Below are 21,063 nucleotides of genomic sequence, written 5' to 3'. Positions count from 1 at the left end.
CGCCGGGGGCGGGGCCGCCGTTACCGCGGCCCCGCCCCCGGACGTGCCGGAACCTTGTCGGACAGGAAATCCATTGAAAATCCATGCCCGCACGCTGGCGGGCGCGCTGCTCGTCTGCGTCCTGGCCGGCTGGGCCACCCCGGCCGCCGCCCACCCCTTCGGACCGCCGTCCACCGCGCGGATCGAGGCCGACGGCTCGCGCGTGACCATCTCGTGGCTCCCGGCCGAGGACGACTGGGTCGCGCTCGGCCAGTCGCTCGGCGCGTTCGAGGACCCGTCCACCGGCACCGTCTCGACGGAGCTGACCGGCGAGCAGAAGCTGGAGCGCTCAACGGCTCTCCGCGACTACCTGCTGGAGAAGATCACGGTCGCCCAGGCCGGCCGGCCGTGCGAGAGCCGGCTGGAGGAACTCCGGGCACTGCTCGTCGACGGCGCCCGGTTCGTCTTCGACTGCCGGAGCCCGGTGACCGAGGTGGACGTGACGATCGCCGCCCTGACCGACCTCAACACGGCGTACCGGACGATGCTCATCGCGGGCGATTCCGCCACTCCCCGGCAGACACTCTTCACCGAGGCCGTCAGTACCCGGCGCCTGAGCTTCTCCGGATCGGGCGGGAACGGCGGGTCCGGGCAGACGACGAGCGTCGCCGTCGGCACCGCCGTACTGCTGGCCGGGGCGGGCGCGTTCGTCGTGCTGCGCACCCGGCGCAGGGTGAGTACGACGGGTACCCGGTCGTGACGGAGCTCAGCGGCTTCGAGAGCCGGTTCATCTCGCTCTTCGACAACAGGGGCGTCTTCTGGGTGGTCCTCGCCGTCGCCCTCGTCGCCGGAGCGATGCACGCGGTCGCCCCCGGCCACGGCAAGAGCGTCACCGCGGCCTACCTGGTCGGCACCCGGGGCAACCACCGCGACGCGCTGCGCCTGGGAGTCATCGTCGCGTTGATGCACACCTTCTCGGTGCTGGTACTGGCGTTCGCCTGGGTGGGGCTGAGCAGCGCCGCGAGTTTCGGCACGGAGAGCGTCACCGCCTGGATGCAGGTGCTGGCCGGACTGGTCACCGTCTGCGTGGGCGTCCACCTGACCTACCGCCACCTCCGGGGACGCCGACACCGGGCGCAGCACGGCCACGGTCACGGCCACGGTCACGGTCACGGTCATCAGGTTGAGGACGGGCCGGATCCCTGGTCGCGCCGGGGCCTCGTCGCGCTGGCCCTCTCCGGTGGGCTGCTGCCCTCGCCGTCGGCCTTCGTCGTCCTGATGAGCGGGCTGCTCACCGGCCGGGCCTTCGACGCCGTCGCGCTCGTCGCCGCCTTCGGCGTGGGGATGGCCCTCACCCTGACCGGTGTGGGCGTCGTGACGATCCGGGGCTACACCCTGCTGGCCCGCGGAACCCACAGGTGGTCACTGGCCTCCACCGCGATGGCCTGGGCCCCGGCCGCCGCCGGCCTCGCGGTCTCCTCGGCCGGCGGCCTCTACCTCGTCGCGGCGATAGGCACCTTGACCGGCTGACACCTCCGGGCAGGAAGCCTCAACCGGCTTCGCCCATGTCTCCGGCGCCTACCGGGGTGGAAGCAGCGAACGGACGGCCTCCTCGGTTCGGGCGACGACGGCCGGTCCGTCGTCGGCGGTGATGATGGGGCGCTGGATCAGAATCGGATGGGCGGCCAGCGCCCGGATCCAGCGGTCGCGGCTCTCGGGGGTGCGGGGCCAGTCGGCCAGGCCGAGCTCGACGGCCGCGCTCTCGCCCGTCCGGGTGATGTCCCAGGGTTCGAGGCCGAGCCTGGTCAGCACCTCACGGATTTCCCGCTCGTCGGGCGGGTCCTCCAGATAGCGCCGGACCGTGTACTCGGCCTTCTCCGCGTCCAGGACGGACAGCGCGGAGCGACACTTGGAACAGTCGGGATTTATCCAGATTTCCATGCTGCCTTCCTTCGGGGACTCGGGCGACGGGCGAGAGGAACCCACTGCGGGAACCGTAATAGAACAGTCCTCATGAGTCACCTTCGGGAGGACAGACGGCGGAACCGGCCGCCGGGGGGACGGGCCCCGTCCTCACAACCAGGAGTTGACCGCGGCGACCAGGGAGACCACCAGGATGACCGCCCCGACGGTCAGGAACAGCACGCCGTGGAGCACACCTTTGCCGCCCACCCCGTCCAGACGGGCGCGCTGGGGTCGCTCGGGGTCGTAGGCCACCATGACCTGCTGGCCCGGATAGACCGGCGAGGGGTTGGAGCCCAGATCCGACTCGGTCTCCACCACCGAGCCCTGCATCGTCTGGAACTGCAGCGTGGGGTAGTACACGCCGCTGTCGTTGCCGTTGCTGCTGGACCAGCGCAGCCCCACGACGACGCCCGGCACCCGCACCCCGTGCCGCCGCAGCCGCTGCCCGATGGTCATCACCCGGATGCCCATCCCGGCGAACACCGCTCCGAACAGGATTCCCACCAACGGCATGGTGTTCATGTCCACCACCGCCTCCTTCTCGTCTCTTTCAAGGGCCGCCGTCGCAGTCCCGTTCGGGAGCCTGCGCCGCGCCGAGCCGCTCCCGGCTCAGGAGGACCGCGGATGAGGTTAGAGGCCGACACTGGAGAACGACTTGTAGATCATTGGGACGCCCTGGCCGCGGGTGCCCACCGCCGACGAGACTGGTCTCCGCTGAAAAGCCCGGTGTCGCGCACGGCAGAAAACACAGCGAGGGCAGGTGCGGTTTCAGAGCCGCTCATCTGTGCGGCCTGTTCGGGATAGAAGGTCAAAGGCGCAGCGAGAGCAGGTGAGGGTTCGGGGACCGCCCCCGCCGCCTCCGGTGGTGACCGAGCCCGGACGTGACCGAGCCCCACCCCCGGGTACCCGTACGCCACATTCGCCGACGTGCCCAGGTCACTGAAGCCCGCCACCAGGTTCGATAGCGGAGCGATAAGGCATGGATGTTGGGCGGTCCTACGTTTCGGACATGAGCACTCCGATTTTTGCGCTTTGCGATGAGTACGTCACCCGCTGGGCGGCTCTCGACCCGATCGCGGCAGGTGCCGAGGGCATCGTGTCCGACTTCGTCGCCGCCACCGACCACAGCCCCGCCGGGAGCTCTGCCCGTGCCGAGCTGATCCGTACGACCCTCAAGCGTCTCGACGAGCTGGTCCCGACCGGGGAGTCGGACGTCCGGGCGGCCGCCCACCTGCGGGAGCGGCTGGAGGCCGAGCTCGGCTGGCACGACATGGGTGAGCCGCTCCGCTGGGTGGCGGCGCCGTACGGGCTGCCCTACCGGGTGCGCTCCAGCGTCGTCCTCCTCCCGCACGGCAACGATGACGAGTGGCGCGACGTCGCCGCCCGCCTGGCGGCGATCCCCACGATGCTCGCCGGATGGCGGGAGAGCCTGGAGGTCGGCCTGGCCTCGGGCCTGCGGGGCGCTCGCAGGCAGGCGCTGGCCATGGCCGACCAGGCCGACCAGTTCGCCGGCGCGGGCGGGACTCCCCCGGCGCACGACGCCTTCGTCGCCACCTACGGCGAGGGCCCGGTCAAGGAGGAGCTGCTCAGCGCGGCGGCGGCGGCCCACGCCGCGTACGCCGACGCCGGGCGCTACCTGCGCGAGGAGTACGCCCCGAGGGCTGACGAGGCCGACGCGGTGGGCCCCGAGCGCTACGCGGTCGCGGCCAGGATCAGCCTGGGCTCCGACATCGACCTGCGCGAGGCCTACGAGTGGGGCTGGGCCGAGCTGGAGCGCATCGGGGCCGAGATGGCCGCCGAGGTCGAGCGGATCAAGCCGGGCGCGACCATCGAGGAGGCCACCGAGATCCTCAACGAGACCCAGGCCGTCGACTCCCTGGAGGAGTACCAGGCCTGGCTGCAGGAACGCCACGACTGGGCCATCGAGCAGCTGAACGGCACCCACTTCGACATCCCCGAGCCGCTGCGGCGGATCGTGGCCGAGGTCGACGTGAGCTCCACCTCCGGCGCGGCCTCCTACAACTCGCCCAGCGAGGACCTGTCGCGGCCCGGCCGCACGCTGTGGCCGGTCGGCGGGCGGACGCGCTTCGCCACCTGGAGCGAGCTGACCACGATCTTCCACGAGGGCGTTCCCGGCCATCACCTGCAGTTCGGCGCGATGCGGATGGCCGAGGACCGCCTGTCCAGGTTCGCCAAGGTCTCCTGGGTGGACGGCCACGGTGAGGGCTGGGGCCTGTACGCCGAGCGGCTGGCCGACGAGCTGGGCTGGTTCACCGACCCCGGTACCCGGCTGGGCATGCTCAACTGGTCGGCGCTGCGTGCCGCCCGGGTGGTCATCGACCTGGGCGTCCACCTGGACCTGCCGCTCCCCGACGGCTCGAAGTGGACCTTCGAGAAGGCCTGCGAGGTGCTGCGCGACCGGGGCCGTTGCGAGCCGCACCGGGTCGAGGCCGAGGTGGTGCGCTACTTCGGCTGGCCCGCCCAGGCCATCGCCTACAAGCTGGGCGAGCGGGCCTGGGTGCAGGCCCGCGAGGAGGCCAGGCTGCGCCAGGGCGACGCCTTCGACCTGCGTGCCTGGCACACCGCCGCGCTGGAGCTCGGACCGGTCGGCCTGTCCAGCCTGGCCGACGCCCTGCGCCGGATCGGCTGATCTTCGGCCCCGCTCCTCGTGTGATGTCGCCGGGCGGCATCACACGAGGGCCACCGGTGAGCGCCCGCACCGCCCACAGCGACGACGGCCACTCGATCAGGGCCGGTGACCGACCCGCCGCACCACACGTCCGCGCCCCGCCCAGGGGCGTGGCCGCGCCGTCTCCGCCGCCTCCCGCCGGGCACGGCCGGGGTCAGCCGGCGGGAGGATCCGCCAGCTGGGTGCGGATCTGGGCGGCGATCGCGGGGGGCATCGTGTCGGCCAGTTCGAGTGCCTCCTCCGAGACGCTCAGCGCCGCCTCGGTCTCGCCGACGGCCGAGTACGCCTCACTGAGCATGACCAGGACGCGGACCACGTGGAACGGCGCGTCGATCTTGTGGAACAGGCCGAGGGCCTGGTGGAAGCGGCCGATGGCCTGTTCGGTCTGGTCGGTGGCCAGCGCCAGCTCACCGAGGCCGAGCACGACCCGCGCCTCGGCCAGTTTCTCTCCCATGGTGCTCGCCAGTTCCAGGGCGCGCTGGAGCGTGAGGTCGGCCTCGGTGAAGTCGCCCTGGCGCAGCCGCGCGATGCCCAGGCCGTGCAGGGCGTACGCCTCTCCGGTCGGGTCCCCGATGTTGCGTACCGTGGTGAGCGTCTGTTCGAAGACCTCGGCCGCCGACGGCAGCTCTCCCGAGCGGAGGTAGGTCTCGCCCAGCCGGTGCAGGACCTGTGCCTCCACGCGGCGGCTGCCGCCGACCCTGCTGAGTTCCAGCGCCTCGCTCAGCAGTAGCTTGGCCGCTTCGAGGTCCTCGCAGTCCAGTCTGATCTGGGCCACACTGTGCAGCACGTAGGCGGAGGCGACCTGGTCATCGGTCCTACGGAAGATCGCCAGTGCGCGTTCGTAGCGTTCCACGGCGTCGTCGAGCCGGCCGCTGATCCGGTCCAGGAAGGCGATGTTGCGGATGACGAGGGCCACGCCGAGGTCGTCGCCCGCCTCCTCGAACAGTTCCGCGGCCGCCTCGAAGTCGCGGCGCGCGTCTCCGAACCGCTGCTCGGCGATGTAGAGCGAGCCGATCGAGTAGAGCATCGCCGCCTGCCCCCTGCGGTCCCCGGCCCGCCGGGCGGCGGCCAGCGCGACCTCGTGGGTCTCCCGCCAGTCGTCGAAGTAGATCCTCGACTCGAACAGGGTCACGGCGCTGATCGCGAGATCCCAGCAGAGCTCGACGAACCCGGCCTGCGCCGCCTGGCGGATCCCCGCGACCAGTGTCAGCCGCTCGCGCTCGTACCAGGGCAGGGGGGCCATGACCAGCTTCTCGACCAGCCGGTCGGGCAGCGACCAGCGCGGGGCTTCGCTGTGCACCTGTACGTAGTCGCCGCCGTACTCGCGGCGGTGCGCCTCCCCGGTCAGGAAGAGCAGCCCGCCGAGCACCCTCTCCAGCGCGGCCTTGCGGTCGGCGACCGCCTCCTCGGTGGCGAGGCGCTCGCGGGCGAAGACGCGGATCAGGTCGTGGAAGCGGTACTGGCCGTGCACGCCGTATCCGGTGTCCGTCGCCTCGATCAGCTGGGTGTCGGCCAGGTCGTCGAGCAGGTCCTGGGCGTCGGAGGGGTCGCTGTCGAGCAGCGCGGCGGCGACCCAGCCGGAGAAGTGCCGGAACTCCAGGATGGCCAGGCGCCTGAACAGCCTCCGCGCGTCCTCGCTGACGCTTTCGTAGGTCAGGGAGATGCTCGCCCTGATGCCCAGGTCCCCGTGTTTGAGCTCGTCGAGCCTGCGGGTCTCGTCTTCGAGCCGGCCCACCAGCTGGTCGATCGTCCAGTGCGGCCGGGCCGCGAGCCTGGCGCCCGCGATGCGCAGCGCCAGTGGGAGGTGGCCGCAGAGGTCCGCCAGCCGGGCCGCCGCCTCGTGCTCGGCCTGCACCCGTTCGATACCCGCGATACGGGAGAGCAGGTCGACCGACTGCCGCGAGTCGAAGAGGTCCACGTCGAGGTGGGCGGCACCGGGCAGGCCCGCCAGCCGGGTCCTGCTGGTGATTATCACCGCGGCCTCGGGATTGCCGGGAAGCAGGGGCAGCACCTGGCTCTCGCTCCTGGCGTCGTCCAGGACGATCAGCATCCTGCGTCCGGCGAGCAGCGCGCGGTACATCTCCGCCCGCTCGTCCACCCCGTCGGGGATGGCGGCGCCCGGCACGCCCAGCGCCCGCAGGAAGCGTTCGAGCACCTGCCCGGAGCCGAGCGGGCGCGACTCCCCTCCGTGCAGGTCGGCGAAGAGCTGACCGTCCTCGTAGCGGCCGGCGACGCTGTGCGAGACGTGCACCGCGATCGTGGACTTGCCGATCCCCGGCTTGCCGACCACGGCGATGATGGGCACGGCGAGTCGCTGCCGGTCCTCCGCGGCGAAGGTGAGCTGGCTGCGGATGGCCTCGACCAGTTTGATCCGGCCGGTGAAGTCCGCGATGTCGGTGGGAAGCAGCCGGGGTACGGCCCGGTGGGCGACCGGCGCCTCGTTCGCCTCGCCGTGGCGCTGGAGCTGCTGCGGTTGTTGCTGCTGCCGCTCCGGCGGGTCAAGGCTCTCGTCGGAGGTGAGGATCGCGTACTCGAGTTGCTGCAGGCTCTCGTTGGGCTCGATGCCCAACTCGTCGATCATCGTCTGGCGGGCGCGGCGGTAGACCGTCAGCGCCTCCGCCTGGCGCCCGGAGCGGTAGAGAGCGAGCATCAACTGGCCGCGTAGCCGCTCCCTGAGCGGGTGTTCCTCGACGAGCTCGCTGAGCTCGCCGACCAGCTCGTGGTGCCTGCCGAGTTCCAGTTCCAGATCGACGCAGTCCTCGTTGGCGTTGATCCGGCGCTCGGTCAGCCTGCTGACCGCCGCCTGCACGAGCCTGCTCTCCTGGCCGTCGAGGGCGGGGCCCCGCCAGAGGGCGAGCGCGTCCCGGTAGTGTCTGACCGCCTCCTCCGGGTTGCGGTTCTCACGGGCCTGGCGGGCCTGGCTCAGCAGGTTCTCGAAGTTCTGGGAGTCGAGCTGCCCCTCGGTGACCCGCAGGGTGTATCCCTGGGAATGGGTCGCGATGACGTCGAGGTTGCCGTGGGCGGCGAACAGTCGCCGGAGTGAGGAGATACAGATCTGCACCTGCGCGCGCGACGTGCTGGGAAGGTCGTCACCGTAGATCGCGTCGGTCAGTCGCCCGATGGTGACCATGCGATTGGCCTCCAGCAGAAGGCAACCGAGAACCACCTGTTGCCGGGGTGCTCCCAGATCCAGGCGCTGGGAACCGGCCACGACTTCCAGAGGACCGAGGATCCGATACTCCACCCGAATCTCCTTACAGAGTCGCGGCCTGTCCAGGAAATCACCGCATGGTTTTGCGTAAGAGAGACGTCAGGCACCTGACCATTAACTTAAACTCAGGAAAATATATCGAATTTCGGCCGACCGTAACCTCAGACATATAACTCAGTGATCACGACGGGTGATTTTATGTGCATGAACCGCTGTCTGCCCGGGATCATACAACGTCGCTGAGTGGAGAACCAGGGGGTTTTGTTAAGGTCTGGCCTGACTTGCGACTAACGGGTGGGTTTGAGACGCGAAGAAGCGGCCGGGCCTTGGACGGCTCCGACCGCTCCGGCGAATCCCGCCGCCGGCGACCACCGGGCGGGGTGCGGTTCAGCCCCAGGGGGTGTTGCTGGCGAGCACCACGGTCTCCGGGGATCCGCCGGCGGCGACTGCGGGGAGGACGGCGGTGAGGCCGAGGCATCCCAGGATGGCGGTGGCGGCGATGATGGACCGGAGAGCGTTGGAGCTAGCGAATTTCCGCATTTTCTGCACCTCTTGTTCGTGTCTTCCTGGCTGCTGTTCGCCTGTCTGCTTCAAAACGTAGGCAGCCCCCCTATCCAGCCTTTATCCGATCTCTTCTGATCCGACATCCGCCCCATTCGCCGGGAAAAGATAGGGAGCGGTAGCCGATGGATAGCGGGCCGAAAGCGGACGGATAACGCTCCGGTGGAACCTGATGGGACCGAGGTCGCGTGATACAGGTCAAGCGGCCCCGACCAGAAGATGGGTATCCTCACCATGAGCATCGCCACGCAGGCACTTGACGGCGTCTACGGCCGATCCGCGGCCGGTGTCCGAGCTCGCCTGGAGCGAGCCGTGGGCGCGGACTGGCAACAGGTCTCCGAGGGAGAGACCGACATCGAGGGAAACGTAAAAGAATGGATGGACGAATTCATGGAGCGCGGGCTCTATCGTCTCGTCCTCGCCACCGACCACTATTTCGCCGGGCTTGGCATGACCACCTCCTACCCGGAGGTCACGGTGATGTTCAGAATGCACGACGAGTGCATGCCCTATCACATCCAGGTCGTGCTGGCACCGCACTCGTACACGACGTATTTCGGCGTCCGCGGTTGACTCCGCGAGCGGCGGAGTCCGTTCTCCTGAGGGAAGCGAACATGCCTGTTCAACAATTGGCGGTACCTGGCCCCCACAACTCCGGAGCCGACGAGGGCACGCCCTCGGTCGTCGCCCGCTGCCTGAGCAACTTCCGTCTGGAGGTCGACGGGCAGGCCGTGTCACACTGGCGCGCCGGCAAGGCCCGGGCCCTGTTCCAGTACCTGCTGGTCAACCGTGACCGGTTCGTCCACCGGGACCGGCTGCACGAGGTGCTGTGGCCGGAGAGAGCGGACCACCACTCCAGCTCGCTCAAGGTGGCCGTGCACGGCGTACGCCGGGTGCTCAACGAGTTCGAGGACCGGGACGGCTTCACCCTGCTCCACCAGAACCACGGCTACCTGCTGCGGACGAACAGCGCGTGGGTGGACATCGAGGAGTTCCAGCGCGCCTTCGACCGGGGCCGGGACGCCTGGGTCGCCAAGGACCACGACACCGCGATCGCCTGGTTCCAGCGCACCGCCGACCTCTACATCGGTGACTTCCTCACCGGCGAGACCGGCGGCTGGATCAACGAGCAGCGGCAGTGGATGCGCGGGACCGCCCTGCGCGCGCTGTCCGCGCTGCGCAGCGAGTCGCTGGAGCGAGAGGACTGGCCGGCCGCGATGCACTGGTGCCGCCGGACCCTCGACGTCGACCCCCACCACGAGGCCACCTACCAGACCCTGATGATGATGCACGGCGAGCTCGACGAGCTTGGCCGCGTCCTGAGCTGGTACGAGGTGTGCCGTCACCGGCTCCGCACCGACCTCGGGGTGGAGCCGAACGAGCGCACCGAACGGCTGCTGGCCGCGCTGATGCGGGGCCGGAGCCGGCCGCCGCTGACCGGCCGGTGACCATGACGACTCCATCGTGGGAGATGGGATCGCGTTCCGCCGCCTCCGGCCCGGGAGGCTCCGGCACGGACGGGGGGCCCGACCTGGAGCGCCTGCGCGCGGCGGTCGGCGAGTTCGCCGGCTACACCGCGGCCGAGCGGTCCTGGGAACGACTGCTGCTGGCGACCGGGCCGTGGGTCGACCCGGCGCTCGCGGCCCATCGCCGGGCACTGCTGACCTGGTTGAACGCCTGGGGGTGCCGGCTGCGCTACCCGCGCGAGGGCGAGCCGGACGTCTTCTGCGCGGAAACCGGCGCCTGGTGGGAGCGCTGGCGGGATCGCCTTCCCGGCCGGGACGTCGCACTCGCCCAGCTGGGCGACGCCGAGATCGACGCGGTGGGCGAGTGCTACGCGGACCTCGCGGCGATGCGGGCGGCCCCCGGATCCAGACCCCGCTCGCTGGGGCCGACCGCGGCGACCAAGATGCTGCACGCCCTGCGCCCGCGAGCGCTGATGCCCTGGGACGCCGCCATCGCCGACGCCCTGCACGGTGCCCGCGGCGCCGACGCCTACCGCGCCCACCTGCGGCTGGGCCGCCGGTGGGCGCGGCGCCTCCTCGCGGAGGCCGGTCTCGACGAGGAGGCGCTGGCGGTGCGGCTGGGCCGGCCGGGCCGGCCGCTGGCGAAGATGCTGGACGACTACTGCTATCTGGTGTTCACCGCGACGACCTGACCGGGTGCCGCGGTGACGTTCACCGCGCCCCGGCCAGGCCCTCCTCCCGCCGGTCAGCGCAGTGACCTGACCAGGCTTCGCGCGGCCGTGCGGCTCGCGGCGAGCACCGTCTTGCCCGCGCCGCCGCTGCCCCCGGTGAAGGTGTAGACGCCCTTCGCCAGGGGGCGCAGCGACAGCCCGCCCGTGGGGTGGTAGCACTCGACCGCGGTGACGGCCCTGACCTCACCGCCTGGCGGGCGGTACCCGATCCTGGACTCGGCGACATCCAGGATCCTGCTGGTGAGGGCGGGGTCGATCGGCACGGTTCCAGGGGTGATGTCCCATCTGTCGGTGGGCAGCCCGAGCAGGATCCTTCCCTCCGCGTACGTCCTGCCGTACAGGCCGGACGTGTCGTCGACGAACGCGCCGGGATTCCTCCCGGCCGCGGGCCCGAGCACGTACTGGATCACCTTGGTGCGCAGTCCCGCGTCCGACAGGCCGGTGCGGGCGAGCAGGTCCTGGGTCCAGGCCCCCGCCGCCACCACGACGGCGTCGAACCTGGCCGGGCTGCCCTCGGCGGGGCGGACCTCGGCCTCCGCCGTGATCCCGTCGACCTGCCCGTCGGTGACGAACGCGCCCGACCGGGCGAGCTCGACCAGGAGCCGGTCGCGGAAGGCGTTCGGGGAGAGGTAACCCGCGCGTTTCTCGACGACGGCCACGCTTCCCTCGGGCAGCTCGCGGAACGTGCCGCGGCTGCTGAGCTCCTCGCCGCCGATCAGGGAGATCGAGCCGGGCAGCCGACTGCGCACCAGTTCCACCAGGCCTTCGGTGCCCGGCCCCAGGCCGGGGAGCAGGTACACCGAGCCGGTCTCCCGGTAGGAGGCCCACTGGCGCAGCTCCGGACTCGACTGGAGCTCGGCCAGGCTGTCGGCGGCCTCCAGGCAGAGCGCGGCGTCCGGTTCGAACGCCCTGGTCAGGCCGCCCGAGGCGGAGCTGGCGTCGGCCCGCCTGTGCGGCTCTCCGGTGTACAGGTGGACGGCGCTGCCCCTGATGACCTCGCACAGCCGCCAGGCCAGCATGGCCCCCGCGATCCCACCGCCCACAACGGCGATTCTGAGCATCTCACTCCTCCGTTCATGTCGCCGAGGCGGTCGCAGGCCGCGACTCTTCGGCCTTGTGCGGGTCACGCATGCCGATCAGGCCCGCCACGGTCGCGATCGCGGAGACCAGGGCCGCCCACAGCCACACCGAGCGTCCGACCTGGAACCACACCAGGGTTCCGATCACCGGCCCGATCGCGGTGCCGAGCCCGAAGACGCTCTGCATGGCGCCGATGTAGCGGCCGCGGAGCCGCTCGGGGCCGGCCAGCGCGGGATAGGCGAACGTGGTGGGCCCACCGATGATCTCCGAGAGCGTCCAGACCAGGGTGCCGATCATGAACCAGATCGGCAGCGGGGATATCGCGTAGATCGCGTAACCGACCGAGACCAGGCCGAGGCCGAGCAGCGCGGTCAGCCGGATCGGCCACTTCTGCACGACCTTCGTCATCGCCAGCTCGCAGGTGATGACGATGAAACCGTTCAGCGAGACGGCCGCGCCGTACCACCACAGGCTGATCCCGGCGGCGGAGATGTCCAGCGGAAGGGTGGCCGTGTACTGGCAGTAGACGATGGAGGTGAGCAGCATCGCGAGCAGGTAGACGCTGTAGCGCCAGTCGGCGAACACCGCGAGGTAGCCGGAGCGGCCCTGCGTCGCCTCCTCCGCCTTCTCCGCCACCGCCTCCTGCTGCTTCGCGACGTACGCGGCGTGTGCCCCGCGCCTGGGCAGCGCGAACATCACGGTGACGCCGAAGATCAGTGCCGCGGCGGCCTCTCCCCAGAAGAGCGCGTTGTAGGAGACGGAGAGCAGCGCGGCGCCGATCAGCGGGGCGGCGGTCATGCCGAGGTTCAGGCCGAGCCGGTACATCGCCGTGATCATCACGACCCGGTGCCTCGGCGTCAGCTCGGTCAACATGGTCTGGGCCGCCGGCCGGTAGAACTGGCCGACCGTGCTGACCATGAAGACCGCGGCGAGCAGCAGCGTGTAGGTCGGGGCGTAGAGGATGGACACGATCAGGGCCGCTGAGCCGCCCATGCTGATCAGCGTGACCGTCCGGGCGCCGAGACGGTCGGAGAGCGATCCGCCGACGAACGAGCCCACCACCGCGCCGGCTCCGTACACGCCCAGCGCGAGCCCCGCCTGGGTGGCGGAGAAGCCCCGGTCGGTCAGGAAGAGCACCAGATAGATCTGAATGAACGCGGCGAGCCTGCTGATGAAGCCGCCGAAGAGCAGCGCCTTGACGGCGCGCGGGGTCTCCCGCAGGGTGACGAACACCCCGTCGTCCGGCTTGTCCGGAGGGCCTGGAGGCATGTTCTTCTCGTTCTCGACAACGGCGGTCACGCGGTTGACCTCACCTTCAGGACGGCCTCGGCGGCGTCCAACGCCGCCCGGCACTCGTCGACGGTCTCTGACAGCGCGGTGGCGTAGGCGATACGCCCCCACAGGGTGCCCTTGGGCGGTGGCGAGACGGTCGCCCCGGGGGCGACCACCACGACCGCCCTGTCGATCTCCGGGGGCAGGCCGGCCTCGTCGAACTCGATCGACTCGATCGTGGTGTCGTCCTCGGCGACGTAGAAGAAACGCACCCCGCCCACGAGCTTGCGCTCGGGGGCGAGCGCGGGGGTACGGCCGCAGGCCACCGCGGCGGCGGCCAGGCCGGGGTTGATCCCGGTGGTGAGCAGCCCGAGGTAGGGGATCATGTCCCCGCCCAGGCGTGCGTTCACCTCGATGACGCGCAGTCCCCTGGAGGAGAGCTTGATCTCGGTGTGGGTGAACCCGTCGGTGAACCCGAGAGCGGTGTGCGTGTCCTGCAGGACGCGGCAGAACTCCGCGTCCTGCAGGAGCGCGTCCTGGGCGTCGACGAAGTGACCCACCTCCTCGCAGTACGGCTCGTAGCCCAGGACCTTCCTGCCGAGGAAGAGCGGGGTCACCACGCCGCCCTGGACGACGGCGTCCACGCTGACCTCGGGGCCGTCGGCGAACTCCTCGACCAGGACGGGGATCTCGTACGTCGCCCCGTCGGGGACCGTCAGCTCGCTGACGAAGGCGAACCGCTCCGCCAGCTCCGTGGGATCCTCGACCCTGATGACGCCCAGGCTGCCGCCGAGGCCGCGCGGTTTGAGGATGGCCGGATAGCCGACCTCCTCCGCGGCCCGCAGGGCCTCCTCCAGCGTGGCGACGGCCAGCGACCTGGGCTGCGGCACGCCGAGCGCGTCGAGCGCGACGCGGGTGCGGTGCTTGTCGCGGCAGCGGCGCACCATCTCGGGGTCACCGCCGGGCAGGCCGAGGGCCTCGGAGACGTACGAGGCGGCCAGGATCCTGGCCTCGTCCCAGCAGAGCACCCCGTGCACGGGTTCGCGGGCGGCCAGCTCCAGTGCGACGCCTGCCATCGCGGGGCCGTCGGTGGTGTCGGCGACCACGGTCCAGCCGGTGACGTACTCCTGCTCCCAGCCGGGTTCGGCGGTCACCAGGAGGTGGATGCGGTATTCGGTGGCGATGGAGCGCAGCAGATACTCGCGGTAGTGCCGCATTCCCGTCGCGACCACCAGGATCAGCGGCCTGGTGTCGGTGGTCATCTCACGCCTCCTTGGCGGTGGTCACGAGCTCCCGGTCGGAGCCCTGCAGGGTGTCGAAGAACTCCTCGCGGACGGACTCGTCCTCGGTGGGGGCGATCCGGGAGGCCGCGTAGCGGAGCAGGGGCGGCGCCATCATCGAGGTCACGACCGCGACCAGGACGATGACCGTGTAGGACGCGGTGGTGAGCACACCCAGGCGGAGGCCGACCATCGCGATGATCACTTCGATCACGCCCCGGGAGTTGAGACCCGCGCCGAGGGCCAGGGCCTCCCACTTGGTGCGCCTGGCGATACGCGCCCCGAGGTAGGCGCCGGCGAACTTGGCGGCGATGGCGACGGTCAGCACCACGATCCCCGCCACCAGCACGGGCGGCTTGGCCAGCTCGGTCAGGTCCATCCGCAGGCCCGCCGTGGCGAAGAAGATCGGTGCCAGCACCGCGGCGACGAGCGTCTGCAGGGGGGCCAGCCTGGCGACCTTCAGGTCGGGTGAGGAGCCGACGAGCGCGCCGCAGACGAAGGCGCCGAGGATGGCCTCGAATCCCATCGCCTGGGTGGCCGCGGCCGAGAGCAGGATCATGATCGTCACCGCGGCGATGGTGGTGGCGCTCCCGCCTCGGTCGGCGGCGCGCAGCACCCTGGCGACCACCCGGCGGCCGAGCAGGACGGCCACCAGGACGAGCGCGGCGAGCAGCGCGATCGCGGTCAGCGCGGCCTGCCCGGTGCGCGCCCCGGCGGTGGCGAGCGCGGAGACCACCGAGAGCAGCAGCCAGCCGACCACGTCGTCGACGACCGCGCTGCTCAGGATGAGCTGGCCGATGTCGCGGTGGAGCAGGCGCATCTCCATCAGCACCTTGGCGATGACGGGGATGGCGCTGACGCAGAGCGCGACGCCGAGGAAGAGCGCGAAGACCGTGTGGTCGACGCCCTCGGCGATCATCTCGGCGGGGGCCAGGAAGCCGATCCCGACGCCGAGGAGCAGCGGGATGATCAGTCCCATGCCGCTGATCCAGGCGGCGGTCCTGCCCTGGCGGCGGATGAAGCCGAGGTCGAGGTGCATGCCGGTCAGGCCCACCAGCAGCAGGACACCGAGCTGTCCGACGGCGTCGATCATGTGGAATCTGGCCGGGTCGGTGGGGAGCAGCCAGGCGGACAGGTCGGGGGCGACGTTGGCGAGCAGCGAGGGCCCGATCAGGATGCCGGCGCTGAGCTCGCCGAGCAGGGCGGGCAGCCCGAACCTGACGGCCAGGCGGCCCAGGACGGTGGCCAGGCCGAGCAGGAGTCCGAGTTGCAGCAGGAGAACCATGAGGTTCTGCGCGGGGATGACGGCGACGGGCGCCGCGGCGATCACCATGGGGTCATTCGCCGTTCTCGACGTAGTACCAGTTCTCCGGGCTGATCATCCCAAAGGGGTTGATCGGCTCGAAGCCCCGGAGGTTGTTGGCCACCTCGAACAACCGCAGCGAGAAGTTCGGGATGAAGATGACGGGGACCTGCTCGGCGATGTAGTCCTGGTACTCGTAGAGCGCGGCCGGGTCGTCGCTGGTCAGGGTGCGGTCGATGAGCTCGTCGGCCTTGGGGTCGGTGTAGTGGCCGAAGTTGCCGCCGGCGTCGGTCCGGAACAGGATCTCGCCGCTCGGGTAGTGGTACACCCAGCCGCCGCCCCAGGTGCTCAGCTCCCACAGGCAGGGGCTGTCGGGCCCGGCGACACAGGGGGCGTCCTCGGCCACCAGGACCGAGCCGTAGACCTCCTGCAGGCGCAGCTCGATGCCGGCCTTGACGGCGTCGTCGCGGAACTGCTCCATCAACCGGGTGAGCGCGGGCCGGCCCTCGGCGTACCTGAGGGAGAAGCTGAGCTTGGTACCGCCGGGGATGCCCGCCCCGGCCTGGCCTGGCCCCTCTCCGGGGTTGACGCAGACGGCGGGCGTCACGCTGGTGTCCCAGCCGTTGGCCTCCAGCAGCTCGCGGGCCCGGTCGGGGTCGAAGGGCAGGATCGGCGCGCCCTGCAGGGTGGGCGAGACCAGGTCGCTCACCGGGTAGCGGGGCACCGGCCCGTCCTGCCGGTAGGCGTAGCCGTGGTAGATGTCGCGGGCCGCCCGGTCCTGGTCGAGGGCGTGCTGCATCGCCTGCCTGATGTAGGTCTGGGCGAGCATCTTGCCGGCGACCGTCGGGTTGTTGTAGTTGAGCGGGATGTAGCGGATGCAGAAGGCCGCCTGCGGGACCAGCGTGTAGTTGTCGCCCAGCGGGTTGGGGCCGCCCTTGGTGGGGTCGTCCGTCGGCTCGGCGCTGAAGCTCAGCGGCAGGTAGCCGACCTGGATGCCGTCGGGTCCGCCCGGCCCTTCGAGCAGTTTCTGGTACTCCTCCCCGTCGGACATGAAGGGGATCTGCCGGAACTCGTCCAGGTGCGCCTTGTTCGGTCCCGAGTAGTGCTCGTTGGGGACGAAGGTGACGACGCCCTCCATGGTGTAGCTCTTCAGCCGCCACGGACCGCTGACCACGCTCCACACCGGGCTCGTCGCCCAGTGCACCCGGTCGGAGTTGTCCTCCTCGATGACGCCGCCGTTCTCCCCCATCAGGAAGTCGTAGACCGCGGCCACGTTCTCCAGGCTGTAGGAGGCGTCGGAAGGCCCTTCCGCGGTGCGGTCCCACGCCTTGGGCATCGGGGTGATGGTGCTGAGCTGGTTCATCAGCACCCAGCGCTTGGAGTAGACCTTGTCGAAGGTGAAGTAGACCTTGTCCTCGGCGAGCTTGCCGTAGGAGACCAGGTTGTCGGGGAAGCAGCCCGGGACGTACTCGCCGTAGCGCTCGCCCTTGACCGCCATCATGTTCACCCAGAACAGCACGTTGTCCGCGCAGATCGTCTCGCCGTTGGACCACTTCCAGGGCTTGACGGTGACGGTGACGGTCAGTCCGTCCTCACTCCACTGCGGCGGCTCGCCGATGCTGAGGTCGTAGTCGACCTCGGGGGTGCCGTGCGTGCCGAAGAAGTAGAGCGGCCGGTACATCAGGATCTGGAACTCGAGCAGGTTACGGGTGCCGAAGCGCTCGGGCGGGGTGAAGGGGAAGATGATGGACGGGGGGAATCCCGGCGCGCAGGCCCAGGTCACGGTGCCGCCCTTGACGGGCTTCTCCACGTTCGGGCGGGCGATGGTGTTCAGGGTCATGGTCAGCTCTCAGTCCTCTGGTGGGGCAGCGTGAACGTGTTGGGGTCGATCTCCTCAAGCAGGGACACACCGCTGTCGGCGTGGGCGCCGTAGCGCTCCCACGTCTCGTGGAGCAGCACGCGGCCGTCGGGGAGCAGTTCGGGGGTGCTGCGGCAGTGGCCCGACACGACGGCGCCGTTGTCGAGGACCATGGTGTAGGCGAAGTCGAGGGTGCCGTCGGGGGCGCAGAGCCCGGTGAGGGTCCCCCTGCGGGCGTGCCCGCCGGAGAACTCGCCCCACAGCAGGTCCCCGTCCTGGCGGTACAGGGCGATCGGGTGCCTCTCGGTGGGAGGGACGCCGCCAGTGGTGAAGCGGCGCCCGTCGTAGTCGATCATGATCGGCCCGCCCTGAGTTCGAGGGTGCAGCACTTGGCGCTGCCACCGGACTTCAGCAGCTCGGAGAGCTCGACACCGATGGGCTCGTAGCCGCGCTCGCGCAGCTCGTCCATCAGGTGGGTGGCCGAGGGCGGCATCAGGACGTGGCGGCCGTCGGAGACGGCGTTCAGCCCGAACACCTCGGCGTCGGCCTCGGTGGCGATGATCGCGTCGGGGTACAGGACGCGCAGCACGCCCTGGCTCTCCTTGGAGAAGGCTCCCGGGTAGTACATGATCTGGTCGTGGTCGAGCACGGCCAGCGCGGTGTCGAGGTGGTAGAAGTGCGGGTCCACCAGGCGCAGCCCCGCCACAGGCATCCCGAAGAACCGCTCCGCCTCGCGGTGCGAACGGATGTCGGTGCGGAACCCGGTGCCTGCCAGCAGGTACCTGCCGGCGTGCAGGTAGTCGCCCTCGCCCTCGTTGACGTGGACCGCCTCGCGGGTCTCGTAGCCCCTGGCACGGAACCACTCCAGGTAGGCGGGGCCCTCCGCGGCCCGCTCCTCGTACCGGAAGCGGGCCGACAACACCTTCCCGTTGATGACCGTCGCGCCGTTGGCGGCGAACACCATGTCGGGGTAGCCGGGCAGCGGTTCGATGAACTCCACCTGGTGGCCCAGCGCCAAGAAGGCGCGGAGCAGACCGTCCCACTGGAGCCTGGCCAGCGCGCCGTCGACCGGCTTGTCCGGGTTCATCCAGGGGTTGATGGAGTAGACGACATCGAAGTGGGTGGGCGGGCACATCAGGTAGCGGCGGGTGCGCGCCACACGCCGGGTCCGCTGCGACGCCTCTGCGGCCAGCTGTGTCATGTCAGCTCTCCTTCCTGGACGAAAGTGACGTTGATCTTGGATGCGTAGTCGAGCATCGTCTCCCTCGCGTCCTCCAGGGATGTGCCGGTGGTGCCGAGGAAACCGAGGATGCTGTTGCCCTCCGGCGGGCGCCGGATGACGTCCCCGGGCCTGGCGGTGACCTTGAGGAAGAAGACCCGGTCGGACTCGGCGACCTCGGCCGGCACCTCGATCGAGGCGATCCGGCCGGCGTCGCAGAGCAGGCACATCGCGGTGACGTGGACGCCGGTCGGCCGGTAGTGGCGCACCCTCGGCGTGGCGCCGCGCGCCACGTCCATGACCGCGCGGATCGGGTTGTGCGTGGCGGTGATCCCGGCGATGAGATCCAGCCCCCCGCCGCCGGGCCGGATCGCGATCTCCAGCAGGTACGGCTCGCCCCGGTGGAAGCGGACCTCGGCGTGCAGCACGCTGCGCCGCAGCCCCTGGGCGTGCGCGCCGGCCCTGACCACCCGGTGGACCGCGGCCACCTGCTCGGTGGTGAGCGAGGTCGGCGCGTGGTGCACGTCGTCGTCGAAGGTGCCGCCCTCGACGGTGATCCGGTCCACGATGGAGCCGAGGTAGACCTCGTCGTCCCAGGCCACGGCCTCGATGAGGAACTCCTCGCCGTCCAGGAACGACTCGATCAGCAGGCCGTGCGGGCCGAGGTCGAGGCCGTGCGCCTCCATCTCGAACCACGACATCCCCTCGATGCCCTCAAGGGCCTGCGGGAACAGCTCCGTCATCTCCTCGCGGTCGTCGACCTTGAACACGAAGTTGCTCGCGGCGCCCAGCGTGGGTTTGAGGATGACCGGGTAGCCGAAGTCGTCCGCGGCCCCGAGCGCCTCCCGCAGGTCGGTGACGAAGCGGAAGTCCGGATGCGGGGCGTCGTACCTGCGGTGCGCCTCGCGCATCAGCAGCTTGTTACGGCTGGTCCTGGCCGCCTCGACGCCCACGCCCGGCAGGCCGAGCGCCTCCGCGACCGCCGCGACCGTGGTCACGGCCGACTCGGAGAAGGTGATGATCCCGTCGAAGCGCTCCTGCTCGTGCCAGTTCTTGGCCTCGGTGATGAGGTCGTCGATGCGCTGGGAACCCACGACGCGGTAGCGGTCCTTCGGCCAGAAGTCCGGGGTGCCGATGCCGTTGAGCACATAGAGCTCGGCACCGAAGTCCTGAACCTGCTGGTAGCGGGACTGGTAGTAGGTGGCGTTCTGTCTGGCTTCGATGGCGAGGAGTTTCATCGGGGACTCCCGGGCAGTCGCGGTAGTGAGAAGGCGTCGATCGTCTCGGCGGAGGTGTCGAGGGTGAGCTCGACGCCGGCCGCCTCGGCCTCGGCCGCGACGTCGATCAGGATGGGCGCGGCGCAGGCCAGGAAGGCGCGTACCTCCATCAGCAGGTCGCCGGTCTCGTCACGCTCGGCGGTCAGCAGCCTGCCGAGCTGGGTGACGATGCCGTCCGCCGCCCTGGTCAGGCTGAAGGAGGTGAGGTCGTAGCAGAGCCTGAACCTCTCGACGATCACCGCGGCCCGGCGCCGGCCGGCGGCGGTGACCTTGAACTCCTCCCCCGGGTCGGTGACGAGGGTGTCGAGGCGGTCGGCGAGCGCGTTCCACGGCTCGCGCAGCCGCCTGCCGGCGACCTTGTCGAGTCCCTCCCTGGTGAAGTTGGCCCGCTGGTCCTCGGGGCAGGTGAGCGCGAGGTAGAACCGGACGAGGTCGCGCGGCACCTCGGCGACCAGGTCGGCGCCGCGGATCAGGTGGTTACGGCTGGTGGAGAACTTCTCGTTCTCCAGCTCGTAGAACTCGTTGCAGACGTTGGCGTCCGGGGTGATGTAGCGGTCGCCGTGGGCCAGCAGCATGACCAGGTCGACCATGCCCCAGAAGTAGACGTTGTCGAAGCCGTGGAAGTAGACCAGCTGGTTGCCGCTCTCGGCACGCCAGGCGCTGTCGACGGGGCCCTCGGGCCCGCCGGCCGCCTTCCAGGTGCTGTAGATCGAGGCGGGCATCGCCTCGACCCACGGGTAGAGGATCTGTCCGGGGGTCTCGGCGAACGGGGCGTCGATGCCCCACCCCGGTGACGGCACCGTGATCGGGATCTCCGGGAGCGGCCGGGCCAGGATCTCGCGGATGAGCTGCCTGCTGTGCCCACGCCAGGTGCTGGTCCGGGCGGCGTAGTAGGCGGTGAGCTCCTCCCGGTAGTTCTCGATGGGCAGGACTAGGACGGTGACCTCGCGCGAGGTCACCGGGTCGTCGGGGTCCAGGACCGAGCGCGGGTCGCCGAGGTCGTCGAAGTGGTTGGGGTGGCCGCAGCCCTCGCACGACCCGCCGCAGCTCTCGGTCAGGCAGGCCGGGCACTCGCCCTTGACCAGCCCGTCGAACAGGTGGGTTCCGGCGTTCTCCGCGTACGGCATGCGCACGGTACGGAGTTCGAAGCGGCCCTGGCGGTGCAGGGCCGA

General features: G+C 70.4%; 19 protein-coding genes. 6 read left to right on the top strand and 13 right to left on the bottom strand.

What is annotated here, in order from left to right:
- The first annotated feature begins 73 nt into the window (after positions 1-73).
- Together ACFQVD_RS04380 and ACFQVD_RS04375 are read left to right on the top strand one after the other, a co-directional pair.
- Complete coding sequence (locus ACFQVD_RS04380) at positions 74-739, top strand: hypothetical protein (RefSeq protein ID WP_343965261.1); 666 nt, start codon at positions 74-76, stop codon at positions 737-739.
- Entirely contained in the window at positions 736-1,509 is a 774-nt protein-coding gene (locus tag ACFQVD_RS04375) for a nickel/cobalt transporter (protein WP_343965259.1), read from the top strand. Before ACFQVD_RS04380 ends, ACFQVD_RS04375 begins: the two co-directional genes overlap by 4 nt.
- Positions 1,510-1,557: 48 nt before the next feature.
- Here the strand turns inward: ACFQVD_RS04375 and ACFQVD_RS04370 are convergent, their stop codons facing one another.
- Positions 1,558-1,920 carry an arsenate reductase family protein gene (locus ACFQVD_RS04370; RefSeq protein ID WP_343965257.1) on the bottom strand — a complete coding sequence of 121 codons (363 nt, stop codon included), beginning with the start codon at positions 1,918-1,920 and terminating at the stop codon, positions 1,558-1,560.
- Between the two features lie 132 nt (positions 1,921-2,052).
- A complete protein-coding gene (locus ACFQVD_RS04365) occupies positions 2,053-2,466 on the bottom strand; it encodes a DUF3592 domain-containing protein (protein ID WP_343965398.1) in 414 nt (137 codons plus the stop codon).
- 487 nt (positions 2,467-2,953) lie between these two features.
- Here ACFQVD_RS04365 and ACFQVD_RS04360 point away from each other — a divergent pair, with 487 nt between their 5' ends.
- Positions 2,954-4,594: a DUF885 domain-containing protein gene (locus ACFQVD_RS04360; RefSeq protein WP_343965255.1), complete on the top strand. Its 1,641-nt coding sequence runs from the start codon at positions 2,954-2,956 to the stop codon at positions 4,592-4,594.
- A 193-nt stretch (positions 4,595-4,787) separates the two neighbouring features.
- Here the strand turns inward: ACFQVD_RS04360 and ACFQVD_RS04355 are convergent, their stop codons facing one another.
- Together ACFQVD_RS04355 and ACFQVD_RS04350 are read right to left on the bottom strand one after the other, a co-directional pair.
- Positions 4,788-7,877 (bottom strand): AfsR/SARP family transcriptional regulator, encoded by a 3,090-nt coding sequence (locus ACFQVD_RS04355; protein ID WP_343965253.1) that lies wholly within the window; start codon positions 7,875-7,877, stop codon positions 4,788-4,790.
- Positions 7,878-8,231: 354 nt separating this feature from the next.
- Positions 8,232-8,384, bottom strand: coding sequence for a hypothetical protein (locus ACFQVD_RS04350; protein WP_343965251.1), 153 nt, complete (start codon positions 8,382-8,384; stop codon positions 8,232-8,234).
- 255 nt (positions 8,385-8,639) lie between these two features.
- Here ACFQVD_RS04350 and ACFQVD_RS04345 point away from each other — a divergent pair, with 255 nt between their 5' ends.
- Genes ACFQVD_RS04345 through ACFQVD_RS04335 form a run of 3 tightly spaced genes read left to right on the top strand, consistent with a single transcriptional unit; the run spans position 8,640 to position 10,563 of the window.
- Entirely contained in the window at positions 8,640-8,978 is a 339-nt protein-coding gene (locus ACFQVD_RS04345; RefSeq protein ID WP_326641313.1) for a hydroxyisourate hydrolase, read from the top strand.
- Between the two features lie 41 nt (positions 8,979-9,019).
- A complete protein-coding gene (locus tag ACFQVD_RS04340) occupies positions 9,020-9,853 on the top strand; it encodes an AfsR/SARP family transcriptional regulator (RefSeq protein ID WP_343965246.1) in 834 nt (277 codons plus the stop codon).
- Between the two features lie 23 nt (positions 9,854-9,876).
- A complete protein-coding gene (locus tag ACFQVD_RS04335; protein ID WP_364147824.1) occupies positions 9,877-10,563 on the top strand; it encodes a hypothetical protein in 687 nt (228 codons plus the stop codon).
- Positions 10,564-10,616: 53 nt separating this feature from the next.
- Here ACFQVD_RS04335 and ACFQVD_RS04330 read toward each other — a convergent pair whose 3' ends face one another.
- Genes ACFQVD_RS04330 through ACFQVD_RS04290 form a run of 9 tightly spaced genes read right to left on the bottom strand, consistent with a single transcriptional unit; the run spans position 10,617 to position 21,057 of the window.
- A complete protein-coding gene (locus ACFQVD_RS04330; protein ID WP_343965242.1) occupies positions 10,617-11,663 on the bottom strand; it encodes an FAD-dependent oxidoreductase in 1,047 nt (348 codons plus the stop codon).
- 13 nt (positions 11,664-11,676) lie between these two features.
- Positions 11,677-12,981: an MFS transporter gene (locus ACFQVD_RS04325; RefSeq protein WP_343965240.1), complete on the bottom strand. Its 1,305-nt coding sequence runs from the start codon at positions 12,979-12,981 to the stop codon at positions 11,677-11,679.
- Entirely contained in the window at positions 12,978-14,216 is a 1,239-nt protein-coding gene (locus ACFQVD_RS04320) for an ATP-grasp domain-containing protein (RefSeq protein WP_343965238.1), read from the bottom strand. The genes ACFQVD_RS04325 and ACFQVD_RS04320 overlap by 4 nt, the downstream gene beginning before the upstream one ends.
- A 1-nt stretch (position 14,217) precedes the next feature.
- On the bottom strand, positions 14,218-15,567 hold the full coding sequence (locus ACFQVD_RS04315) for a cation:proton antiporter (RefSeq protein ID WP_343965236.1): 1,350 nt from the start codon (positions 15,565-15,567) through the stop codon (positions 14,218-14,220).
- Between the two features lie 4 nt (positions 15,568-15,571).
- A complete protein-coding gene (locus ACFQVD_RS04310; protein WP_343965234.1) occupies positions 15,572-17,377 on the bottom strand; it encodes an ABC transporter substrate-binding protein in 1,806 nt (601 codons plus the stop codon).
- Between the two features lie 2 nt (positions 17,378-17,379).
- Positions 17,380-17,751 (bottom strand): hypothetical protein, encoded by a 372-nt coding sequence (locus tag ACFQVD_RS04305; protein ID WP_343965232.1) that lies wholly within the window; start codon positions 17,749-17,751, stop codon positions 17,380-17,382.
- Positions 17,748-18,596 carry a dimethylargininase gene (gene ddaH, locus ACFQVD_RS04300; RefSeq protein ID WP_343965230.1) on the bottom strand — a complete coding sequence of 283 codons (849 nt, stop codon included), beginning with the start codon at positions 18,594-18,596 and terminating at the stop codon, positions 17,748-17,750. The genes ACFQVD_RS04305 and ddaH overlap by 4 nt, the downstream gene beginning before the upstream one ends.
- Positions 18,593-19,852, bottom strand: coding sequence for an ATP-grasp domain-containing protein (locus ACFQVD_RS04295; protein ID WP_343965228.1), 1,260 nt, complete (start codon positions 19,850-19,852; stop codon positions 18,593-18,595). Before ACFQVD_RS04295 ends, ddaH begins: the two co-directional genes overlap by 4 nt.
- Positions 19,849-21,057, bottom strand: coding sequence for a class I tRNA ligase family protein (locus tag ACFQVD_RS04290; RefSeq protein ID WP_386368850.1), 1,209 nt, complete (start codon positions 21,055-21,057; stop codon positions 19,849-19,851). Before ACFQVD_RS04290 ends, ACFQVD_RS04295 begins: the two co-directional genes overlap by 4 nt.
- Positions 21,058-21,063: the final 6 nt, after the last annotated feature.

The sequence above is a fragment of the Streptosporangium amethystogenes subsp. fukuiense genome (assembly GCF_042665875.1).
GTDB classification, from domain to species: domain Bacteria; phylum Actinomycetota; class Actinomycetes; order Streptosporangiales; family Streptosporangiaceae; genus Streptosporangium; species Streptosporangium fukuiense.
This window is presented reverse-complemented; position numbering and strand designations above follow the sequence as displayed.